19 protein-coding genes, 1 tRNA gene and 1 pseudogene are annotated in these 18,642 nt (G+C 59.8%); 10 read left to right on the top strand and 11 right to left on the bottom strand.

From position 1 onward, the window contains the following. Window positions 1-8: 8 nt before the first annotated feature. From rbfA to C9E91_RS00605, 6 genes are all read left to right on the top strand, one after another. Window positions 9-428: a 30S ribosome-binding factor RbfA gene (gene rbfA, locus C9E91_RS00630; protein WP_107106455.1), complete on the top strand. Its 420-nt coding sequence runs from the start codon at window positions 9-11 to the stop codon at window positions 426-428. A gap of 12 nt (window positions 429-440) precedes the next feature. Then, entirely contained in the window at window positions 441-1,373 is a 933-nt protein-coding gene (gene truB / locus C9E91_RS00625; protein WP_107106454.1) for a tRNA pseudouridine(55) synthase TruB, read from the top strand. 89 nt (window positions 1,374-1,462) lie between these two features. After that, window positions 1,463-2,314 (top strand): alpha/beta fold hydrolase, encoded by an 852-nt coding sequence (locus C9E91_RS00620; protein ID WP_107106453.1) that lies wholly within the window; start codon window positions 1,463-1,465, stop codon window positions 2,312-2,314. A 152-nt stretch (window positions 2,315-2,466) separates the two neighbouring features. Continuing rightward, window positions 2,467-2,736 (top strand): 30S ribosomal protein S15, encoded by a 270-nt coding sequence (rpsO, locus tag C9E91_RS00615; protein ID WP_028754662.1) that lies wholly within the window; start codon window positions 2,467-2,469, stop codon window positions 2,734-2,736. A 322-nt stretch (window positions 2,737-3,058) separates the two neighbouring features. Continuing rightward, the gene (gene pnp, locus C9E91_RS00610) at window positions 3,059-5,197 is read left to right on the top strand and encodes a polyribonucleotide nucleotidyltransferase (RefSeq protein WP_107106614.1); all 2,139 of its coding nucleotides are present in this window, start codon (window positions 3,059-3,061) and stop codon (window positions 5,195-5,197) included. Between the two features lie 219 nt (window positions 5,198-5,416). Continuing rightward, a complete protein-coding gene (locus C9E91_RS00605) occupies window positions 5,417-6,433 on the top strand; it encodes a class I SAM-dependent methyltransferase (RefSeq protein WP_107106452.1) in 1,017 nt (338 codons plus the stop codon). A gap of 43 nt (window positions 6,434-6,476) precedes the next feature. Here C9E91_RS00605 and C9E91_RS00600 read toward each other — a convergent pair whose 3' ends face one another. The 6 genes and pseudogenes from C9E91_RS00600 to fabA all read right to left on the bottom strand — a co-directional run bounded on the left by C9E91_RS00600 (window position 6,477) and on the right by fabA (window position 11,159). After that, window positions 6,477-7,697, bottom strand: coding sequence for an acyltransferase family protein (locus C9E91_RS00600; protein WP_107106451.1), 1,221 nt, complete (start codon window positions 7,695-7,697; stop codon window positions 6,477-6,479). A gap of 157 nt (window positions 7,698-7,854) precedes the next feature. Further along, window positions 7,855-8,076 (bottom strand): annotated as a pseudogene (locus tag C9E91_RS00595) (GNAT family N-acetyltransferase); the annotation flags it as partial. Between the two features lie 29 nt (window positions 8,077-8,105). Next, window positions 8,106-8,459 (bottom strand): HIT family protein, encoded by a 354-nt coding sequence (locus tag C9E91_RS00590; protein WP_107106450.1) that lies wholly within the window; start codon window positions 8,457-8,459, stop codon window positions 8,106-8,108. 97 nt (window positions 8,460-8,556) lie between these two features. Next, window positions 8,557-9,363, bottom strand: coding sequence for an enoyl-ACP reductase FabI (fabI, locus tag C9E91_RS00585; protein ID WP_107106449.1), 807 nt, complete (start codon window positions 9,361-9,363; stop codon window positions 8,557-8,559). A gap of 4 nt (window positions 9,364-9,367) precedes the next feature. After that, window positions 9,368-10,591 carry a beta-ketoacyl-ACP synthase I gene (gene fabB / locus C9E91_RS00580; RefSeq protein WP_107106448.1) on the bottom strand — a complete coding sequence of 408 codons (1,224 nt, stop codon included), beginning with the start codon at window positions 10,589-10,591 and terminating at the stop codon, window positions 9,368-9,370. Window positions 10,592-10,643: 52 nt separating this feature from the next. Next, the gene (fabA, locus tag C9E91_RS00575; protein ID WP_107106447.1) at window positions 10,644-11,159 is read right to left on the bottom strand and encodes a 3-hydroxyacyl-[acyl-carrier-protein] dehydratase FabA; all 516 of its coding nucleotides are present in this window, start codon (window positions 11,157-11,159) and stop codon (window positions 10,644-10,646) included. Between the two features lie 298 nt (window positions 11,160-11,457). Between fabA and irrA the strand changes: the two genes are divergently transcribed. Next, the gene (gene irrA / locus C9E91_RS00570) at window positions 11,458-11,874 is read left to right on the top strand and encodes an iron response transcriptional regulator IrrA (protein WP_107106446.1); all 417 of its coding nucleotides are present in this window, start codon (window positions 11,458-11,460) and stop codon (window positions 11,872-11,874) included. Between the two features lie 73 nt (window positions 11,875-11,947). Here the strand turns inward: irrA and C9E91_RS00565 are convergent, their stop codons facing one another. Further along, on the bottom strand, window positions 11,948-12,583 hold the full coding sequence (locus C9E91_RS00565) for a trimeric intracellular cation channel family protein (RefSeq protein WP_107106445.1): 636 nt from the start codon (window positions 12,581-12,583) through the stop codon (window positions 11,948-11,950). 142 nt (window positions 12,584-12,725) lie between these two features. On the opposite strand from C9E91_RS00565, the gene C9E91_RS00560 reads away from it, so the two are divergent. Further along, a complete protein-coding gene (locus C9E91_RS00560; protein ID WP_107106444.1) occupies window positions 12,726-13,202 on the top strand; it encodes a hypothetical protein in 477 nt (158 codons plus the stop codon). Window positions 13,203-13,252: 50 nt separating this feature from the next. Here the strand turns inward: C9E91_RS00560 and C9E91_RS00555 are convergent, their stop codons facing one another. The 4 genes from C9E91_RS00555 to C9E91_RS00540 form a co-directional block, all read right to left on the bottom strand. Further along, window positions 13,253-14,044 carry a YdcF family protein gene (locus C9E91_RS00555; protein WP_107106443.1) on the bottom strand — a complete coding sequence of 264 codons (792 nt, stop codon included), beginning with the start codon at window positions 14,042-14,044 and terminating at the stop codon, window positions 13,253-13,255. A gap of 1,140 nt (window positions 14,045-15,184) precedes the next feature. After that, entirely contained in the window at window positions 15,185-15,427 is a 243-nt protein-coding gene (locus C9E91_RS00550; protein WP_107106442.1) for a GIY-YIG nuclease family protein, read from the bottom strand. Window positions 15,428-15,612: 185 nt separating this feature from the next. Continuing rightward, window positions 15,613-15,688: transfer RNA gene (locus C9E91_RS00545), tRNA-Ala, on the bottom strand. Between the two features lie 151 nt (window positions 15,689-15,839). Next, window positions 15,840-16,220, bottom strand: coding sequence for a TIGR02300 family protein (locus tag C9E91_RS00540; RefSeq protein ID WP_107106613.1), 381 nt, complete (start codon window positions 16,218-16,220; stop codon window positions 15,840-15,842). Between the two features lie 273 nt (window positions 16,221-16,493). Between C9E91_RS00540 and aroA the strand changes: the two genes are divergently transcribed. Then, complete coding sequence (gene aroA, locus C9E91_RS00535) at window positions 16,494-17,849, top strand: 3-phosphoshikimate 1-carboxyvinyltransferase (RefSeq protein ID WP_107106441.1); 1,356 nt, start codon at window positions 16,494-16,496, stop codon at window positions 17,847-17,849. A 128-nt stretch (window positions 17,850-17,977) separates the two neighbouring features. Further along, a complete protein-coding gene (locus tag C9E91_RS00530) occupies window positions 17,978-18,625 on the top strand; it encodes an FMN-binding negative transcriptional regulator (RefSeq protein WP_107106612.1) in 648 nt (215 codons plus the stop codon). Window positions 18,626-18,642 lie beyond the last annotated feature (17 nt).

Genomic DNA, 18,642 nt, shown 5'->3' with positions numbered 1-18,642 from the left:
CAAGACAAATGGCAACAAGACCAACTTCTTCCGCGCCCTCGCAGCGCATGCTTCGCGTCGGCGAGCAGGTGCGCGCCGCGATCACTCAGGTTCTGCAGCGCGGCGAAGTGCGCGACGACCTGATCGAGCGCACCGTGATCTCCATTTCCGAAGTGCGCATGTCGCCGGATCTGAAGATCGCCACCGCCTATGTGACACCGCTCGGCGTCGCCGATCATCAGATCGTCATCGAAACGCTCAATCGCCATGCGAAATTCATCCGTGGCCGTCTCGGGCCGCAGCTTCGGCAGATGAAATACATGCCTGAAGTCCGTTTCCGCGACGATACCAGCTTCGACAACTACCAGAAGATCGACGCGCTGCTGCGCTCGCCGGAGGTCCAACGCGACCTCGAAGACGGCAATACCGACACCGACGAAGATCGATAACAGAGACAGAGAATGTCCAAACCACGCAAGCCCAAAGGCCGTCCGATCTCGGGCTGGCTGATCCTCGACAAGCCGGTAGACTTCGGCTCGACAGAGGCCGTTTCCAAGATCAAATGGCTGTTCAAGGCGCAAAAGGCGGGCCATGCCGGCACGCTCGATCCGCTTGCCTCCGGCATGCTGCCGATCGCCCTTGGCGACGCCACCAAGACCGTTCCCTATGTCATGGACGGCCGGAAGATCTATGAATTCACCGTCACCTGGGGCGAAGAACGCACCACGGACGACCTCGAAGGCGAAGCAACCGAGACTTCGGACAAACGTCCGAGCGAAGAGGATATTCGCGCGCTGCTGCCGAAATATACGGGCGTCATCCAGCAGATCCCGCCGCAGTTTTCCGCGATCAAGATCGCTGGCGAGCGCGCCTATGATCTGGCCCGCGATGGCGAAACGGTTGAAATTCCGTCGCGCGAGGTGGAAATTTTCCGCCTGACGCTGCTCGCCTGCCCCGATGCCAATACGGCGCATTTCGAAGTGGAGTGCGGCAAGGGCACCTATGTCCGGGCGCTTGCCCGCGATTTCGGCCGCGATCTCGGTTGCTACGGCCATATTTCCGGCCTGCGCCGCAGCTTCGTGGCACCCTTCGCCGAGGAGGCGATGGTGCCGCTCGCCGATCTCGTCGCACTTGAGGCTATCGAGGATGCGGACGAACGGCTCGCCGCCCTCGACGCTCTGTTGATCGATACGGCGGAAGCACTGTCAGCACTGCCGCATCTCGTCATCAACGACGACCAGGCGCATCGCCTGAAGATGGGCAATCCCATTCTCGTGCGTGGGCGCGATGCGCCGGTCGCCGAGAGCGAGGCCTATGCCACGGCGCGCGGCAAGCTGATCGCCATCGGCGAAATCGGCCAGGGCGAATTTCGGCCGAAGCGCGTCTTCGGCTGAGTTTCGGCCAGCCGGAAAATACAGCTATTGCGGGTAATGGCGATGCGATATGCTCCCGACGGGCCATGACGGCCCTCAAGGGAGAGAACATGCGCAGAATTACCATCGGAATACTGGCAGTCCTTTCGTTGTTCCTCACAGTAGTGAGCGCGCATTCCGGCGAGCGCTGGGCCGGGCTGCCGGCTTTTCCGCCGATGCCGCAGCCGAAGACGAGCGGCATGGCCGATGTCAACGACATCAAGATGTATTATGCCGAATATGGTGCAGGCGACCCGATCCTCTTCATCCATGGCGGACTCGGAAATGCCGACGTCTGGGGCCGTCAGGTTGCCGATTTCGCGAGAGATCATCTGGTCGTCGTTGCCGACAGCCGCGGGCATGGCCGCTCAACGCGCAGCCAGCAGCCCTTCGGCTACGATCTGATGACCTCGGACTACGCCGCGCTGCTGGACTATTTGAAGATTGGCAAGGTGACGCTGGTCGGATGGTCGGATGGCGGCATCATCGGCATCGACATGGCGATGAAATACCCCGACAAACTGACGCGTGTGATCGCCCAGGCGGCAAATGTGACGACCGACGGCCTGAAACCTGACGTCCTGAACAACAAAACCTTCAACGACTACATCAATGTCGCCGGCGACTATTACAGGAAGCTGTCGCCAACACCGAATGAATACAAGGCTTTCGTCGATCAGATCTCGCAGATGTGGGAGACGCAACCGGCATGGACGGCAGCCGACCTTGGAAAGATAACGGTGCCTGTCACGCTTGCCATCGGCGACCATGACGAGGCGATCAAGCTCGACCACACACAGATGATGGCGAAGGACATTCCCGGCGCAAAGCTCGTTATCCTGAAGGACGCTAGCCATTTCGCCATGCTGCAAGATCCCGAGGGTTACGATGCGATGATCCGCGATGCGATGGCGGGGCGCTGAAAACCGCCCAGGGGAGAACCCTCTTTCCATTGGCGCTCATTTGGTTTATAGGCAGCGCCAGCATCGGGCCTGCCCGATTGCATTCGCGGCCAATGCTGGACGACATCCCGGCGTTTGGCGACATTATTTCCTCTCATAGAAAGGACCATCCGATGTCGATTACTGCTGAGCGCAAGGCTGCGCTGATCAAGGAATACGCTACTGCCGAAGGCGACACCGGTTCTCCGGAAGTCCAGGTTGCGATCCTGACCGAGCGCATCAACAACCTCACCGACCACTTCAAGGACCACAAGAAGGACAATCACTCCCGCCGTGGCCTCCTGACGATGGTTTCCAGCCGGCGCTCGCTTCTTGACTACCTCAAGAAGAAGGACGAAGGCCGTTATACCAAGCTGATCTCCAGCCTCGGTATCCGTCGCTAGTAATTTTCCGGCGGGCGTTCGCGTGAACGTCCGCCGGATGCTTATGAAGGGTTTGAAACCCATCAGACTTGTTTCCGTCGCGTTTTCCGTTTGCGCGATGTGAGACAGCCGGCAGGCCGGATGGGCCGGTTCTGCCAACACCAACCGTTGACCTGTCATGGGGCAGGATTGCCGGATGCTTTCAGCCGAAGCTTCATGCTTCGGCCGACCTTTGAAAGCCTCTCGTTGTCTTGCCCGTGATGCGTCACATTTCGTGCGGTTGAAGATGCGCCTTGCCGATACGGACGACGGCGCCTTTTCCCGCACTACGCAAGGACAAGATATGTTCGATATCCATACCGTCGAAATCGAGTGGGCCGGCCGCCCGCTGAAGCTCGAGACCGGCAAGATCGCCCGCCAGGCCGATGGCGCCGTCATCGCGACCTACGGCGAAACCGTTGTTCTCGCCACCGTCGTTTCCGCCAAGTCGCCGAAGCCGGGCCAGGATTTCTTCCCGCTCACCGTCAACTACCAGGAAAAGACCTATGCAGCCGGCAAGATCCCCGGCGGCTATTTCAAGCGCGAAGGACGCCCGAGCGAAAACGAAACCCTCGTTTCCCGCCTGATCGACCGTCCGATCCGCCCGCTTTTCCCGGAAGGCTACAAGAACGACACGCAGGTTGTCGTCACCGTCATCCAGCATGACCTCGAAAACAATCCGGATATCCTGTCGATGGTCGCCACCTCGGCAGCGCTGACGCTCTCCGGCGTTCCGTTCATGGGCCCGATCGGTGGCGCCCGCGTCGGCTACATCAACGGCGAATACGTGCTCAACCCGCATCTCGACGAGATGGAGGAATCGAGCCTCGACCTCGTCGTCGCCGGCACGCAAGAAGCCGTTCTGATGGTCGAGTCCGAAGCCAAGGAACTGCCGGAAGACGTCATGCTCGGCGCTGTCATGTTCGGTCATCGCGGCTTCCAGCCGGTAATCGACGCGATCATCAAGCTCGCCGAAGTTGCCGCCAAGGAACCGCGCGATTTCTCGCCGGAAGATTATTCCGCACTCGAAACCGAGATGCTCGGCCTCGCTGAAGCCGAACTGCGTACCGCGTACAAGATCACCCAAAAGGCCGATCGCTACGCTGCCGTCGACGCCGTCAAGGCGAAGGTCAAGGCCCACTTCCTTCCCGAGGAAGGCGAAGCCAAGTACACGGCCGAAGAAGTCGGCGCCATCTTCAAGCACCTGCAGGCGAAGATCGTTCGCTGGAACATCCTCGACACCTCGAGCCGCATCGACGGCCGCGACCTGTCGACCGTTCGCCCGATCGTTTCGGAAGTCGGCCTTCTGCCGCGCACGCATGGTTCGGCGCTGTTTACCCGCGGTGAAACGCAGGCAATCGTCGTCGCCACGCTCGGCACCGGCGAAGACGAACAGTATGTCGACAGCCTGACGGGCATGTACAAGGAGCGCTTCCTGCTCCATTACAACTTCCCTCCCTACTCCGTTGGCGAAACCGGCCGCATGGGTTCCCCGGGTCGTCGCGAAATCGGTCACGGCAAGCTCGCATGGCGCGCTATCCGCCCGATGCTGCCGACGGCGGAACAGTTCCCCTACACGCTGCGCGTCGTTTCCGAGATCACCGAGTCGAATGGCTCGTCCTCAATGGCAACGGTTTGCGGCACCTCGCTCGCTCTGATGGACGCCGGCGTTCCGCTGGCCAAGCCGGTTGCCGGCATCGCCATGGGTCTGATCCTGGAAGGCGATCGCTTCGCCGTTCTCTCCGACATTCTCGGTGACGAAGACCACCTCGGCGACATGGACTTCAAGGTCGCCGGCACCGCCGACGGCATCACCTCGCTGCAGATGGACATCAAGATCGCCGGCATCACCGAAGAGATCATGAAGGTTGCGCTCGGCCAGGCACAGGGCGGTCGTGCCCACATCCTCGGCGAAATGTCCAAGGCAATCACCGAAAGCCGCGGCCAGCTCGGCGAATTCGCACCGCGCATCGAAGTCATGAACATCCCGGTCGACAAGATCCGAGAAGTCATCGGCTCCGGCGGCAAGGTCATCCGCGAAATCGTCGAAAAGACCGGCGCCAAGATCAACATCGAAGACGACGGCACCGTCAAGATCGCCTCGTCCTCCGGCAAGGAAATCGAAGCGGCCCGCAAGTGGATCCACTCGATCGTTGCCGAGCCGGAAGTCGGTCAGATCTACGAAGGCACGGTCGTTAAGACCGCTGATTTCGGCGCTTTCGTCAACTTCTTCGGCGCCCGCGACGGCCTCGTCCACATCTCGCAGCTCGCCTCCGAGCGCGTTGCCAAGACGACCGACGTCGTCAAGGAAGGCGACAAGGTCTGGGTCAAGCTCCTCGGCTTCGACGAGCGCGGCAAGGTTCGCCTGTCCATGAAGGTTGTCGATCAGGCAACCGGCCAGGAAATCGCTGCCGAAAAGAAGAAGGACGACGCGGCCGAATAAGCTGCGCCTTCACGCACGTTTCGGGGCGCGGGATCTTTTCCGCGCCCTTTTTATATTATCGGTGCCGACCATTTTTGTAGAAACTAAGTGCCCGGCCCCTCACCCTAACCCTCTCCCCGTTCCAACCCGGGAAAGGGCTAGGGTGAGAGGCAGGCGCGAAGTAGAAAATGCCGCGCATATCCGACAGACGAAACCCATTTCCATGACGAGATCACGCCCATGAGCCGCGATGCCCTGAAGACCCTGTTCCATCCTTTTGCTTCCGGCACTGTTGCCGCGCCTGGCGAGGGCAAGCAGATCCTGTTTCTTGGCGCCGAGGCGGGCTTTGCGCTGCCAGGCGATTTTGCCGCCGAGCTTTCCGCCGTCCAGGGTTTCCGTCCCTTCTATCGCCAACTGCAGGCGCAGCGTGTCAATGTGACGCCGGAAATCGAAGATAGGGATTATGACGGCGCGCTGGTGCTCAGCACCAAGCACAAGGGCGAAAACGAAGCCCATATTGCCGAGGCGCTGAAGCGCGTGAAGGCGGGCGGGCTGATCGTCGTCGCCGGCGGCAAGGAAGACGGCATTCAGCCGCTACGCAAGCGCATCGAAGGTTTTGGCCTGGATGTCGAGCACATGCCGAAATACCACGGCGTGGCCTTCTGGTTTACGCGTCCGGCCGACACAAGCGCTCCGGCAGCGCAACTGGCGAAGCCTGCTACGCGCATCGACGGCCGGTTCACCACTGCTGCCGGCATGTTCTCGCATGATCGCATCGACGCTGGCTCGGAACTGCTGGCATCGCGCCTGCCGACCGATTTTTCCGGCGACGCCGCCGATTTCGGCGCCGGCTGGGGCTATCTTTCCGTGGAACTGGCGACCAAATCGCCGCGGATCGCGCGCCTTGACCTCTACGAGGCCCACTACAACGCATTGGAGGCCGCCCGCGCCAATCTCCTTGAAAATTGCCCGAAGGTCGCCCAGCGCTTCTTCTGGCACGATCTGGCAAGCGAGCCGGTCAAGGACAAATACGATCTGGTGATCATGAACCCGCCATTTCACGAGGGCCATGCCGCCGAGCCTTCGCTCGGCCAGGCAATGATCAAGGCGGCATCCTCGGCACTGCGCGGCGGCGGCCGCCTGATGCTGGTCGCCAATCGCGGCCTCCCCTATGAACCGGTGCTGGCGGAAAATTTCCGCGAGCATGGCGAGACCTGCCGCAACGCGCGCTTCAGGGCGCTGTGGGCAAAGAAATAAGCGCTGAAGGCGGCCGATTGGCCGCCTTTTTAATGCGTGGGATTTAGCTGGTTCGGTTCGAGCGAGGCATCAGGTGATCCCGCAGGATCAGGAAGTTTCTTTCGACGAGAAACCACAGCGTTGCCGCCACGATGAAGCAGGTGGCGAGATAGATGACGAAGCCGGAAAGCCCCTGAAGATTGTCCTTACCGAACACCATCTGGTCGAGATGGTAGACGCCCTTGTGGGTCAGATAGAGGCTGTAGGAGAGCGTCGCGATACCTGATATCGCTGGAAGATGCCAGCGCCCGATCCTGGGCTGCAGGTCCAGCAGCGCACCGAGAATGAACGCCACGCCCGCCGAGAAAAGCGGAAAGCCGACCACCGCCCCTGGAAGAGGCTGAAACACAAGCGGCAAATTGGTTTCCGCAAAAGGCCCGCGGACCGAGAAGACCACGAGCGCCGCTGTCACGAACATGCCGCCGATGCCGAGCGCGAGATATGGCGGCATGTATCTTTCCCATAACAATGGCTTGAACAGCCGGATCGCGGCGAGAACGACGCCGAAGGTCAACCCGTCCAGTCGATTGTAAGTCGGATAATAAACGTCCCTCAGATAGACTGCGAGCGCTGCCCTGTAGGCGTGCATTTCCGCAGCAGGGCTGACTTGGTTCTGCCAGAGGGCAAATCTCAGGCCCATGCCGGCCATGACGATTGTCGCAACCAGAAAGGCGATGAAGACCACTGTAGCGCGCCGCTTCAGCAAGACGACGAGAACCGGCAGGACGAGATAGAAATGTTCCTCGACGCTTAGCGACCAAGCTTCGGTGAATGTGGCGCCGAAGCGCGGATCGAGCCCGAAATTGGCCGTGAAGGTCAGGAACCGCCAGGCCGATTGCATCGTCGGCGCGTCACGCAGGGAGGGAATGAACGTATAGAAGGCAAGCACCAGCAGAAAGGCCGGCAATATGCGGAATGCCCGGCGCAGGTAAAAGGCCTTGAAGTCGACGGCGTTGCTGCGCGCGGCTTCCGCCATCAGTTGGGTTCCGATGAGATAGCCGCTCAGCACAAAGAATATGTCGACACCGATCCAGCCATAGGGCCTGATTCCGGCCAGCGGCAATGGAGTCGCCTCCGCCGGAAGATGCACGAGCATGACGAGCAGGATGGCGAGCGCGCGCAATACATCCGGGCCTAATGCCCTTGTGGTGGCAGCAGCGTCGAGCGACGCCGTCTCATCCAATGGATCGAACGGCTTGGGATTGGCAACAGTTATGGTGTTCACGGCTGGGGTTCCCGTAAATGGTCAATGAATGCCGATGGACATGCAGGAAATACTGTTGAATGCCTGCCTTGTATCGGAATTCCGGCCGGTCGTAACGGGCCATCCCCGGCAAGATAGAATTAACCTAAAATTTTCGTAAAATCTTATCGAATGAAGATTAACGCGCCCGATTCGGCGCCTTGGAGGCCCATTCGCGGCTCAGCACGGCATAGACATATTCGTCGCCCCAGATGCCGTTGAAGCGATCGTTTTCGATCAGATGCGCCTCGCGCCGCAGACCAAGCCGTTCGACGACGCCGATGGATCCGATGTTCTTCGCATCCAACCGCGCGAAAATCCGGTGAAAGGCGAACCTGTCGAAACCGAGGGTGTCATCAGCATTCACAATGTTTGCGGCAGCACAGCCGCTCAGTCCAGTCGCGCTGCCGGCAGCTCCACCTCACCCAGACGGCGCGGGATCAGGTGGACATGTGCGTGAAAGATTTTCTGACCGGCTGCACGGCCAATATTCGAGCCGAAATTGAATCCGCTGACGGATGCGTCCTCTGTGCCGATTGCCTCTCGGCACTGCATGGCAAGTTCGTGGATGGCTTCACGCTCTTGCGCATCGGTCGCAAAAATATCGGTCACATGGCGCTTGGGAATGATCAGTGTGTGCAGCGGCCTAACCGGGAATTTGTCTCTGATCGCGAAGTTAGCCGAATTTTCGGTGAGGATGGTCAGTTCCGACGTGCGGCAGAAGATACAAATCTGATGCGACACGCGGGCCTCCAAAAAACTAGGGCCGCTCGCAGCGGCCCCAATATATTGCAGATTTGCACAGTCGAGGCGACGGCCTCGGTATCCGGATGTCGGAAATTTACTCGGCGTCCGCGCTCGACAGCGTTTCCAGCGTCGGCATCGAGGTGATGTTGTAGCCGGCATCGACAAAATGAATTTCACCGGTGACGCCAGCCGATAGATCGGACAAGAGATAGAGCGACGACGAGCCGACATTGTCTATGGTGACCGACTTGCGCAGCGGCGCGTTGCGCTGGTTCCACGAGAGAATGGCGCGGGCGTCGGAAATGCCGGCGCCGGCGAGCGTTCGGATCGGGCCGGCGGAGATGGCGTTGACGCGGATGCCGCGCGGGCCGTAATCGGCGGCGAGATAACGCACGGAGGCTTCCAGGGCCGCCTTGGCGACGCCCATGACGTTGTAGTTCGGGATGACGCGCGTCGAGCCGTTATAGGTCAGCGTCAGCATGCTGCCGCCTTCGACCATCAGCTCGGCGGCGCGCTTGGCGATCTCGGTGAAGGAGAAGCAGGAGATCACCATGGTGCGAGTGAAATTATCGCGCGTGGTGTTGGCGTAGAGACCCTTTAGCTCGGCCTTATCGGAAAAGCCGATGGCATGGACGATGAAGTCCAGCCTGCCCCAGCGTTCCTTGATCTGGTCGAAGACGGAATCGACTGAAGCGATATCTTCGACATCGCAAGGCAGAAGGAAATCGGAGCCAACTTCGGCAGCAAGCGGCTTGACGCGCTTGCCGAGCGCCTCGCCCTGGAATGTGAAAGCCAGTTCCGCGCCTTCGGCAGCAAGCGCCTTTGAAATACCCCAGGCAATCGAATGATTGTTTGCGACGCCCATGATGAGGCCGCGCTTACCCTGCATGATTCCCGTCATTGCCTTATCCGTTATAGCGCTGGAATACGAGCGTCGCGTTGGTGCCGCCGAAGCCGAAGGAATTGGAAAGAGCCGTGTCGATCTTGGCATTGTCGATGCGCTTGCGCACGATCGGCACACCTTCGAATTCCGGGTCGAGTTCGGTGATATGAGCGCTTTCGCCGATGAAGCGCTCCTGCATCATCAGGATCGAGTAGATCGATTCCTGCACGCCGGCTGCGCCGAGCGAATGGCCCGTCAGCGACTTGGTCGACTGGATCGGCGGGATCTTGGCTCCGAATACCTCGCGAATGGCGCCGATTTCCTTGCTGTCGCCGACAGGCGTCGAGGTGCCGTGGGTGTTGATGTAGTCGATATCGCCCTTCACGGTCGCGAGTGCCTGACGCATGCAGCGCATAGCGCCCTCGCCCGACGGCGCGACCATGTCGTAGCCGTCCGAAGTGGCGCCGTAGCCGACGATTTCGGCGTAGATCTTGGCGCCGCGCGCCTTGGCATGTTCCAGCTCTTCCAGCACCAGCACGCCGGCGCCGCCGGCGATGACGAAGCCATCGCGCTTGGCGTCATAGGCGCGCGAAGCGGTTTCCGGGTGATTTTCGTTGAAGTCGGAGGACATGGCGCCCATGGCGTCGAAGAGGTTCGACATCGTCCAGTCGAGATCTTCGTGGCCGCCGGCGAACATGACGTCCTGCTTGCCCCACTGGATCATCTCGGCGGCATTGCCGATGCAGTGCGCCGAGGTCGAGCAGGCCGAGGAAATAGAATAGTTGACGCCGTGAATCTTGAACCAGGTGGCAAGCGTCGCCGATGCCGTCGACGACATCGACTTCGGCACGGCGAAGGGGCCGATGCGCTTCGGGCTGTTGTTCTTGCGGGTGATATCGGCGGCTTCGATCAGCGTACGGGTCGACGGACCACCCGAGCCCATGATGATGCCGGTGCGCTCATTGCTGATGTCGCTCTCTTCGAGGCCGCTATCGGCAATCGCCTGCTTCATGGCGACGTGGTTCCACGCGCCGCCCTGCGACAGGAAGCGCATGGCGCGGCGGTCGACCAGATCCGTCGTGTCGATCTTCGGCGAGCCCCAGACCTGGCACTTGAAACCGTGTTCGGCGAAATCGGAGGAGAAAGAAATGCCCGACTTGGCTTCGCGCAGCGAGGCGGTGACTTCCTGCGCATCGTTTCCAATCGAAGAGACAATACCCAGACCCGTAACTACTACCCGTCTCATGTCGATGACCTTTTCTAAAAGCTCTGTCTTTGTGGGGCGGCGGTGCCGCAGCTCAGGCAGTCTTGTCCTTGGACAGGCCTACGCGCAGGTCTGTCGCCTGATAGATGACCTCGCCATCGGCCTTCAGCCAGCCGTCGGCGGTGCCGAGGACGAGGCGGCCGCGCATGACGCGCTTGAAGTCGATGCCGTATTCGAGAAGCTTGGTATCCGGACGAACCATGCCCTTGAACTTCACTTCGCCCGTGGACAGCGCCATGCCACGGCCGGGCTCGCCGAGCCAGCCGAGGAAGAAGCCGGTCAACTGCCACATGCCATCAAGGCCGAGGCAGCCCGGCATGATCGGATTGCCGGCAAAATGGCAGGGGAAGTACCAGTCGTCGGGACGCACGTCGTATTCGGCGCGAATGTAGCCCTTGTCGAAGGCGCCACCGGTTTCGGAAATATCTGTAATGCGATGGACCATCAGCATCGGCGGCAAGGGAAGCTGCGCATTGCCCGGGCCGAACAGTTCGCCGCGGCCGCAGGACAGGATTTCCTCATAGTTGAAGCTGGATTGTCTCGTCGTCATAAAGTTCCGTTTCCCCCGCGCAAATGCCGATTGATGTGAAGCTTTAGTGTAAGATCGACAGAAAATGAAGCGCAAGCATGACGCTCGCATTCCATCGCCCTATCGGACACACTTCACTGTTATGTGGTGGTCGCATACAGGAAGGCCAGGGTTGCTACCAGAGGCAAATGCGCCAAGAACCTTCTTTTTACGGCTTTTGGCCGCCTTCCCACCCCATCGAAACTATTGAAAGCAATCCAGGCAAAAGTTATATGGCTTAGTAAAGATTTATAGAGATCAGGAATCCGGAGTTCCCTGAATGGCGGAAGAGGCCGAAATCGCGATCGAAACCAGGCTGCGCAGCGCAGGCCTGAGACCGACCCGACAACGTGTCGCACTAGGCGACCTTCTCTTCGCCAAGGGCGACCGCCACTTAACCGTCGAGGAACTGCACGAAGAGGCGGTCACCGCCGGCGTGCCGGTTTCGCTCGCCACCGTCTACAACACGTTGCATCAGTTCACCGAGGCCGGCCTGATCCGCGTGCTCGCCGTCGAAAGCACCAAGACCTATTTCGACACCAACGTGTCCGACCACCACCACTTCTTCATCGAAGGCCAGAACGAAGTGCTGGATATTCCGATCAGCAATCTGACGATCGGCAATCTGCCGGAACCGCCGAGGGGCATGGAAATCGCCCATGTCGACGTGGTCATTCGCCTGCGCCGCAAGCAGTGATAGGCAGTCGGCAGTAGAGCTGTCATCCAGCCGTTTGCTACTGCCTACTGGCTAATTCCTACTGCCTCCCATTTCACATCACATCGTCGGGATGCCGGCCGGGCTTATGATGGTAAGTCGGGAAGGTCCAGCCGAACCAGAGTGCGCCGCCGCGTACGATAAAGGCTGCGGTGACGCCAAGTGCCGCTGAGGCATAGAGCGGCATGGTGGTGGCGTTGGCAGCGGTGAAGACGCCAGCGCCGACGAGCGCGGCGGTCACATAGATTTCCGGCCGCAGCAGCACCGAGGGCTCGTTTGCTAGGAGATCGCGCAGGATGCCGCCAAAGGTTGCCGTCAGCGCGCCGGTGACGATGGCAACCGTTGGAGAGCCCGTCGCCGCCATGCCCTTGGCCGCGCCCATGACGCAATAGGCCGACAGACCGATCGCATCCAGCCAGATCAGCAGCCGGTAGCGCGATTCGAACAGATGCGCGGTGAAGAAGACGAGCACGCCGGCTATGGCGCAGATGATGATATAGGTGGGGTTCAGCACCCAGAAGACCGGCACGCGGCCGAGGATGATATCCCTGAGCGTACCGCCGCCGATCCCGGTGACCGCCGCGAGAAACAGGAAACCAATCAGATCGAGCTGCTTGCGCGAGGCCGACAGCGCGCCGGTCGCGGCAAAGAGGGCGACGCCGGCATAGTCGAGAAACGAAAGAAGCGACATTCGAGGCTCCAGGAGAGTGCCGGCGCGATTTTCGACGAAGTGAATCACGGCGGCAAGGGCCGCGCAAGCAGGCAGGTGCAAAGATGGCGCAGCGGTCGCCACAACCCTGCGGCCGATCCTGCGCCTTCAAGAGGAAATGCCGGTGAAATCCCTGCTGATCGTGATCCTGAATCTCATCGCGCTCGTGATCATGCCCGTCGTGGCGCAAGCGCAGCAATCGCTGGTGCAAGATCCGGTGGCCTTCGAGAAGGAACACTTCACCAAGCGTTGCGAGGGCCAGGCGAGCTTCGGCGACGGTTTCGCCACCGAACGGGACATCAACAACGACACGCTGACCGACATCGTCGTCAACGAGGGCGAGCTTACCTGCAAGGGAGAAAAGGGCCCCGACTGCACCGACGAGGGCTGCCCGTACAACTTCTACATCCATGTCGCCGAGGGCGGCTATATTCTCGTCGCCACCGCACGGATCTATGGCTACGATTTCATCCAGCGCTTCGGCAACATGGTGCTGGTCATGAAAATGCACCCGCACTTCTGCGACCGCACCGAGGGTGACCCTTGTGAAATCACCGTCCGCGTCCGCGGCGTGAAATTCGTCACCGTCGCGAAAAAATAGGTGTTATGGCCGAAAGGGCCAGCCATGTAGTTACGGGCTGGGCCACGTAGTTAGGGGCCGGGATACAGCGCCGAGGTACGGCCGGCGGCGTAATAGCCGACGAGACCGATCCATTCGCGGACGCCCGTCGCCAGCAACTGCGCATTCAGCGACGGCTGGGTGAAATCGAAGCCCAGCGTTTCCTTGCCCGTGCTGCGGTAATCGACCGGCCAGGGGACAACATCGATGCCTTGCTTGCGGAAAATGCCCATGGAGCGCGGCATGTGGAAGCCTGATGTGATCAACAGGCAACCGGAAAGACCGTTCTGCGCCAGGAGCTGCTTGGTGTTGACCGCATTCTCAAAGGTGGTGCGCGAGGTCGTGTCCTCGACAAGCCGATCCTTCGAGAGGCCGAGCGCAACAAAGAAGCGCTCAGAAATGACCGCATCCCCCTCGTAATTGCCACTGATCGAACCATCGCCGCCGGAGACGACGATACGTGCCTGCGGAAACTTCTGCGCCAGCCGCAACGTCTCGATGAGACGATCGCCAGCCGAATCGAGCTCATACCCACCCCGCGCCGTCGTCACCTCATTCTGCGTGGCACCGCCGAGAACGATCATACATTTGAGATCGGCAGGATCAGCCGCCGGATGCGGAAACCGCTCCTCCAGCCCCTGCACGATATAGGCGCCGGCGGTCGTATAAAGCGCGACGAACAGGATCAGGACCGACAGCAGCGACGAGACGATCGCAAGAAAGCGCCTGCGAACAAGGCTGCCGATCAGGCCCAATACACCGAAGAAAAAAGCCAGCGACAGCGGCTGACCAAAAATCCAGACCAGTTTCGAAAAAACGAACAAGATGCATCCTCGGGCGTGTCGAGCTGGAGCTCTCAAGAGCAACAGCAGAAAACGATTCGTTTTTTCCTAGCAGATTTTTGTGCGCTGCAATGTGGCGATTTTGGTTGGGTGGGCGGGGAGAAGGGGTGCGGGATGCAGGGTAAGTGCTGTCAGGGAAACCGCGGATCAATCAGCCTTAGGGTCTAATCGGGATACGAAGAACTGTTCTTATGTTGAAACCGTTAAATTGCTCCCTCGATGCCACGAGAAGTCGAATCGCTAGCTGAGTGCCGCCGCCAGAACAAGTGCGGCACGGCAATAAAATTGACATACAGCCCCGCTGAGAGCCTTTCTACTAGACTCGGTAAATAGTGAATCTATAGTCAAATGCCCCTCTATGAGGAATTACTGGGGAATTAGAGGCATCCCACGCAGGCTCACCTTGCCTCTAAGCCACGATGCTAGTATTAGATTGGCATCACTTGTCCGCAGCATTCAGGCGGCATTCTTGGTAGCAACCAGGGAGGTTTAGCTTCGTCGCATGAAGCGCCGAAGGACTGGTGAGAGCGGGTCCTCCTTGCTCTTAAAGAGAAAGGAGAGGGATATGAGAATATCATGTCCCGCATTCCGCCCAGTGTCAGTTGCTGACTACTGGCGGTTCCGTCTGGGCCAGTGGGAACATGTTTGTTCGCACTGCCGCCGCTGGCCGCGTTGCCGCGCGACTACGGTTTAACCCAGACTTCCCCTAGACTTGTGCCTGGATTGGGGCCCCCATTGCGGTGGGGGCCTTTTAGGCTCCTGTCATCAACAGGATGTTGATTTTGTATGTCGAATCACGCCACTTGACAAGTGTTTCTCACCTTCGTTCGCGACGCAAATTCGAAAAATATTCAATGTGATTCCAAAAAATTGTATATTTTCAATGCCTTAAAAAAGGCACGCACCCCTACTCGATTATGCCTCGACAGTCAATAACACGCCCCTGTGAATAATGAGGATACTTGAATATGAGGCGTCGGATAGTAGACATCGAGATGACGTGACGCATCAGAATCCGCCTAGTTTTTGGCAGCGATCTGAGCGCCAATCGATACAGGTACTGGCAAGGGTAGTTTCGTTAAAGGCGAGACCGACTTCCGCCTCATCGGCAAACGAATCCGATCAAATAAGTCTCTTCTTCGCAAACGCCCTGCCAGAATGAGATTTCAAATATGTTTCAAATTCCAGTGCTCTGTATTTGTCTGGAAAAGCGGAATACCAGAGCAAAATCCAGGGCGCGAATTTTGCTGTATGACTTGATTTGCCGGCATTGTGATCCGCAAGTCGCCGCTTAAGATCCGACGTAGATCCAGTATATTGCTGTTCGGGAAAATCGACGCTCTGGAGAATGTAAACATACCACATCAGGCTTGCCGTCACGCTCCGCGAATCATGTCGAGCATACTGGCTTAACGGTTTCCCGTGGCTGTCTTACGCAAAGCTTGTAATTGAGATTTAAGCCCGTCGTCGCCCTGCGGGCTTTGCCGGGCACTGCTTCGGCCTAACGGTTTCCTGCGGCTGCGCCACGCGAAGCCCGTAAGGGCGAAGCGTGGTGGAGCTAAGCGGGATCGAACCGCTGACCTCTTGCATGCCATGCAAGCGCTCTCCCAGCTGAGCTATAGCCCCATCAAGGTGGTGCCGTTTGACCGGCCCTGGGTCCCTTCCGAGCGCTTCGCCCGTCGGGGTGGCGGCTTATTACTTCTGGTTTTTGCAGATAGCAAGCCGAAATTTTCGGCCCGGAAAACTTTTCTTGTTCACCGGGCCGATTGTTCGCAAATCAAACGTCGTCGTCGTCGCCGGTGACGCCGATGATGTCGCTCATGTCGTCGTCATCTTCGTCTTCGTCGGCTTCGAGGAAGGTGTCGTCGTCATCGTCGCCGATTTCGACATCGTCATCGCCCATGTCCGGAATATCGTCGCCGGTAGCAGCCTCATCGGCATCTTCGAGCGATACGAGTTCGACTTCCGTGTTTTCGGTATCGACTTCAGCCACTTCGTCTTCTTCCGGAACTTCCTTGGAAGCGGAGGTTTCCTCGAAGAAGGACAAGGGCCAGGACTTGCCGGTGTAGGGCGAGACGATCGGGTCCCGGTTCAGGTCATAGAACTTCTTGCCGGTATCTGGATCGGTACGTTTTGTTCCAAGTTCCGCTTTCGCCACTGTCAAAGCCTCATGAATGGCCGAATAAAGATTCGGCAATGCCGGGGAAGCCGGCGTTTTAAGGGAAATTATCAGCCGGTCCCCTTAATCGTTGCGGCTCTCTCTGTCAAAGCCAAACTTTATATACGCCGGGACTGGTTTTCCCGGCATTCCAGGATGACCGGGCAGCGGGTCTATGGTAACGAGCCAGCGTGAACCGCAGGTCAGTTGGCGCAACAGGAGCTAAGCCAGCGATAATGCGGCGTAAATAACGGCATCGCAAAGGAATTGCCCATGCCGCACGACATTCATCCGCGGCCCGCGACGGCGCGCCACTCGACCAATCTTTCCGGCACCATCCGCGTTCCCGGCGACAAATCCATTTCGCATCGCGCCCTCATGTTCGGCGGCCTGGCTGCCGGCGAAACCCACATTACCGGCCTGCTCGAAGGCGAGGATGTGCTCAATACCGGCAAGGCCATGCAGGCCATGGGCGCCAGGATCGAGAAGATCGGGGCCGAATGGATCATCAAGGGCGTCGGCAACGGCGCGCTGCTGGCCCCGGAAGCACCGCTCGATTTCGGCAATGCCGGCACCGGCAGCCGCCTGACCATGGGCCTCGTCGGCGTCTATGATTTCGAATCCACATTCATCGGCGACGCCTCGCTTTCCAAGCGGCCGATGGGCCGCATCCTCGATCCGCTGCGGCAGATGGGCGTGCAGGTCAAATCCAGCGAAGGCGACCGCCTACCGGTGACGCTGCATGGGCCGGAGACGGCCAGTCCGATCACCCATCGCGTGCCGATGGCTTCGGCGCAGGTCAAATCCGCCGTGCTGCTCGCCGGCCTCAATGCGCCTGGAATCACCACCGTCATCGAGCCGGTCATGACCCGCGACCATACCGAAAAGATGCTGGCCGGCTTTGGCGCCGATCTTTCGGTCGAGATCGATCGGGACGGCGTGCGCACCATCCGCCTTCAGGGCCAGGGCAGGCTTTCCGGCCAGATTATCGACGTTCCCGGCGACCCCTCCTCGACGGCCTTTCCGCTGGTCGCGGCGCTGATCGTTCCCGGCTCTGATATCACCATCCGCAACGTGCTGATGAACCCCACCCGCACCGGCCTGATCCTGACGCTGCAGGAGATGGGTGGCGATATTGAGGTTCTCGACAGGCGTCTTGCCGGCGGCGAGGATGTCGCTGATCTCCGCGTCCGCTCCTCGGCGCTCAAAGGCGTCACAGTGCCGGCCGAGCGGGCGCCGTCGATGATCGACGAATATCCGGTCCTCGCCGTCGCCGCCGCCTTCGCCGAGGGCGCGACGGTCATGCTTGGGTTGGAGGAACTGCGGGTCAAGGAATCCGACCGGCTTTCGGCGGTTGCGGAAGGGTTGACGCTCAACGGCGTCGATTGCGCCGAAGGCAAGGATTCGCTGACGGTGCATGGTCGGCCGAACGGGAAAGGTCTCGGCAACGCTCGCGGCAGCCAGGTCAAGACCCATCTCGACCACCGCATTGCCATGAGCTTCCTGGTGATGGGGCTTGCCTCGGAACATCCGGTCAGCATCGACGACTCCACCATGATCGCCACCAGCTTTCCGGAGTTTTTTGACCTCATGACAAGATTGGGTGCGACGATCGAGGTCGAGGGCTGATAAAATCTTGGCCGGCCTGCGGGTGAAAGCGCCCGCAGGCGTGACGCAACCCAAGTCGGGAGCAGTCGGTGGCCATTCGGGGCCGCCGGTCCTATGACGCGCCCGACAACGACAGACGGTTCCGGACCATGTACCAGCCGCCTCATCATCGCGAAGACGATCTCGGCACGCAGCACGCGCTGATCCGCGCGCATCCGCTGGGATTGCTGATCACCGCCGGCAATGGCGGGCTGATCGCCAATCTTGTGCCGTTCCATCTCAAGACCGGCCTTTCACCCAAGGGCACGTTGCAGGCGCATATCGCCAGGGCGAACGGCCAATGGCGGGAAATCCAGGCGGGAGCGCCGGTCCTCGTCGTCTTTCAGGGCGCCGAAAGCTACATCACGCCATCTTGGTATGCGACCAAGCAGGAGACCGGCAAGGTCGTGCCGACCTGGAACTATGCGGTCGTGCAGGTTCGCGGCAATGCGCGCGTCATCGACGATCCCGCCTGGCTGCGGGCGCAGATTGGCATGCTGACCGGCGAGAACGAGAGCGGCCGTCCGCAGCCCTGGACGGTCGACGATGCGCCGCCGGATTTCATCGCTGCGCAGTTGAAGGGTATTATCGGCATCGAGATCGACATCGAGACGATTGACGGCAAGTGGAAGGTCAGCCAGAACCGTCCCGCCGCCGATCGGCAGGGCGTCGCCCAAGGCCTCGACGGAATCGACAGCGGTTCAGCCGCCGAAATGGCCGAGCTGGTGCGGCGATACGACAGACAAAAGCAAGACTGAAGGCAGGGATATAAAGA

Origin of the sequence: Rhizobium sp. SEMIA4064 (assembly GCF_003025035.1) — a bacterium.
Lineage (GTDB): Bacteria > Pseudomonadota > Alphaproteobacteria > Rhizobiales > Rhizobiaceae > Rhizobium > Rhizobium paranaense.
The sequence above is the reverse complement of the archived record's forward strand: the minus strand, read 5'-3'. Positions and strand labels throughout refer to the sequence as shown.

What these genes read in the sequence shown, in the direction of transcription:
- rbfA (WP_107106455.1), top strand. Translation starts at nt 9, where the DNA reads ATGGCAACAAGACCAACTTCTTCCGCGCCCTCGCAGCGCATGCTTCGC.
- truB (WP_107106454.1), top strand. Translation starts at nt 441, where the DNA reads ATGTCCAAACCACGCAAGCCCAAAGGCCGTCCGATCTCGGGCTGGCTG.
- C9E91_RS00620 (WP_107106453.1), top strand. Translation starts at nt 1,463, where the DNA reads ATGCGCAGAATTACCATCGGAATACTGGCAGTCCTTTCGTTGTTCCTC.
- rpsO (WP_028754662.1), top strand. Translation starts at nt 2,467, where the DNA reads ATGTCGATTACTGCTGAGCGCAAGGCTGCGCTGATCAAGGAATACGCT.
- pnp (WP_107106614.1), top strand. Translation starts at nt 3,059, where the DNA reads ATGTTCGATATCCATACCGTCGAAATCGAGTGGGCCGGCCGCCCGCTG.
- C9E91_RS00605 (WP_107106452.1), top strand. Translation starts at nt 5,417, where the DNA reads ATGAGCCGCGATGCCCTGAAGACCCTGTTCCATCCTTTTGCTTCCGGC.
- fabI (WP_107106449.1), bottom strand. Translation starts at nt 9,363, where the DNA reads ATGACGGGAATCATGCAGGGTAAGCGCGGCCTCATCATGGGCGTCGCA.
- fabB (WP_107106448.1), bottom strand. Translation starts at nt 10,591, where the DNA reads ATGAGACGGGTAGTAGTTACGGGTCTGGGTATTGTCTCTTCGATTGGA.
- fabA (WP_107106447.1), bottom strand. Translation starts at nt 11,159, where the DNA reads ATGACGACGAGACAATCCAGCTTCAACTATGAGGAAATCCTGTCCTGC.
- irrA (WP_107106446.1), top strand. Translation starts at nt 11,458, where the DNA reads ATGGCGGAAGAGGCCGAAATCGCGATCGAAACCAGGCTGCGCAGCGCA.
- C9E91_RS00565 (WP_107106445.1), bottom strand. Translation starts at nt 12,583, where the DNA reads ATGTCGCTTCTTTCGTTTCTCGACTATGCCGGCGTCGCCCTCTTTGCC.
- C9E91_RS00550 (WP_107106442.1), bottom strand. Translation starts at nt 15,427, where the DNA reads ATGTGGTATGTTTACATTCTCCAGAGCGTCGATTTTCCCGAACAGCAA.
- aroA (WP_107106441.1), top strand. Translation starts at nt 16,494, where the DNA reads ATGCCGCACGACATTCATCCGCGGCCCGCGACGGCGCGCCACTCGACC.
- C9E91_RS00530 (WP_107106612.1), top strand. Translation starts at nt 17,978, where the DNA reads ATGTACCAGCCGCCTCATCATCGCGAAGACGATCTCGGCACGCAGCAC.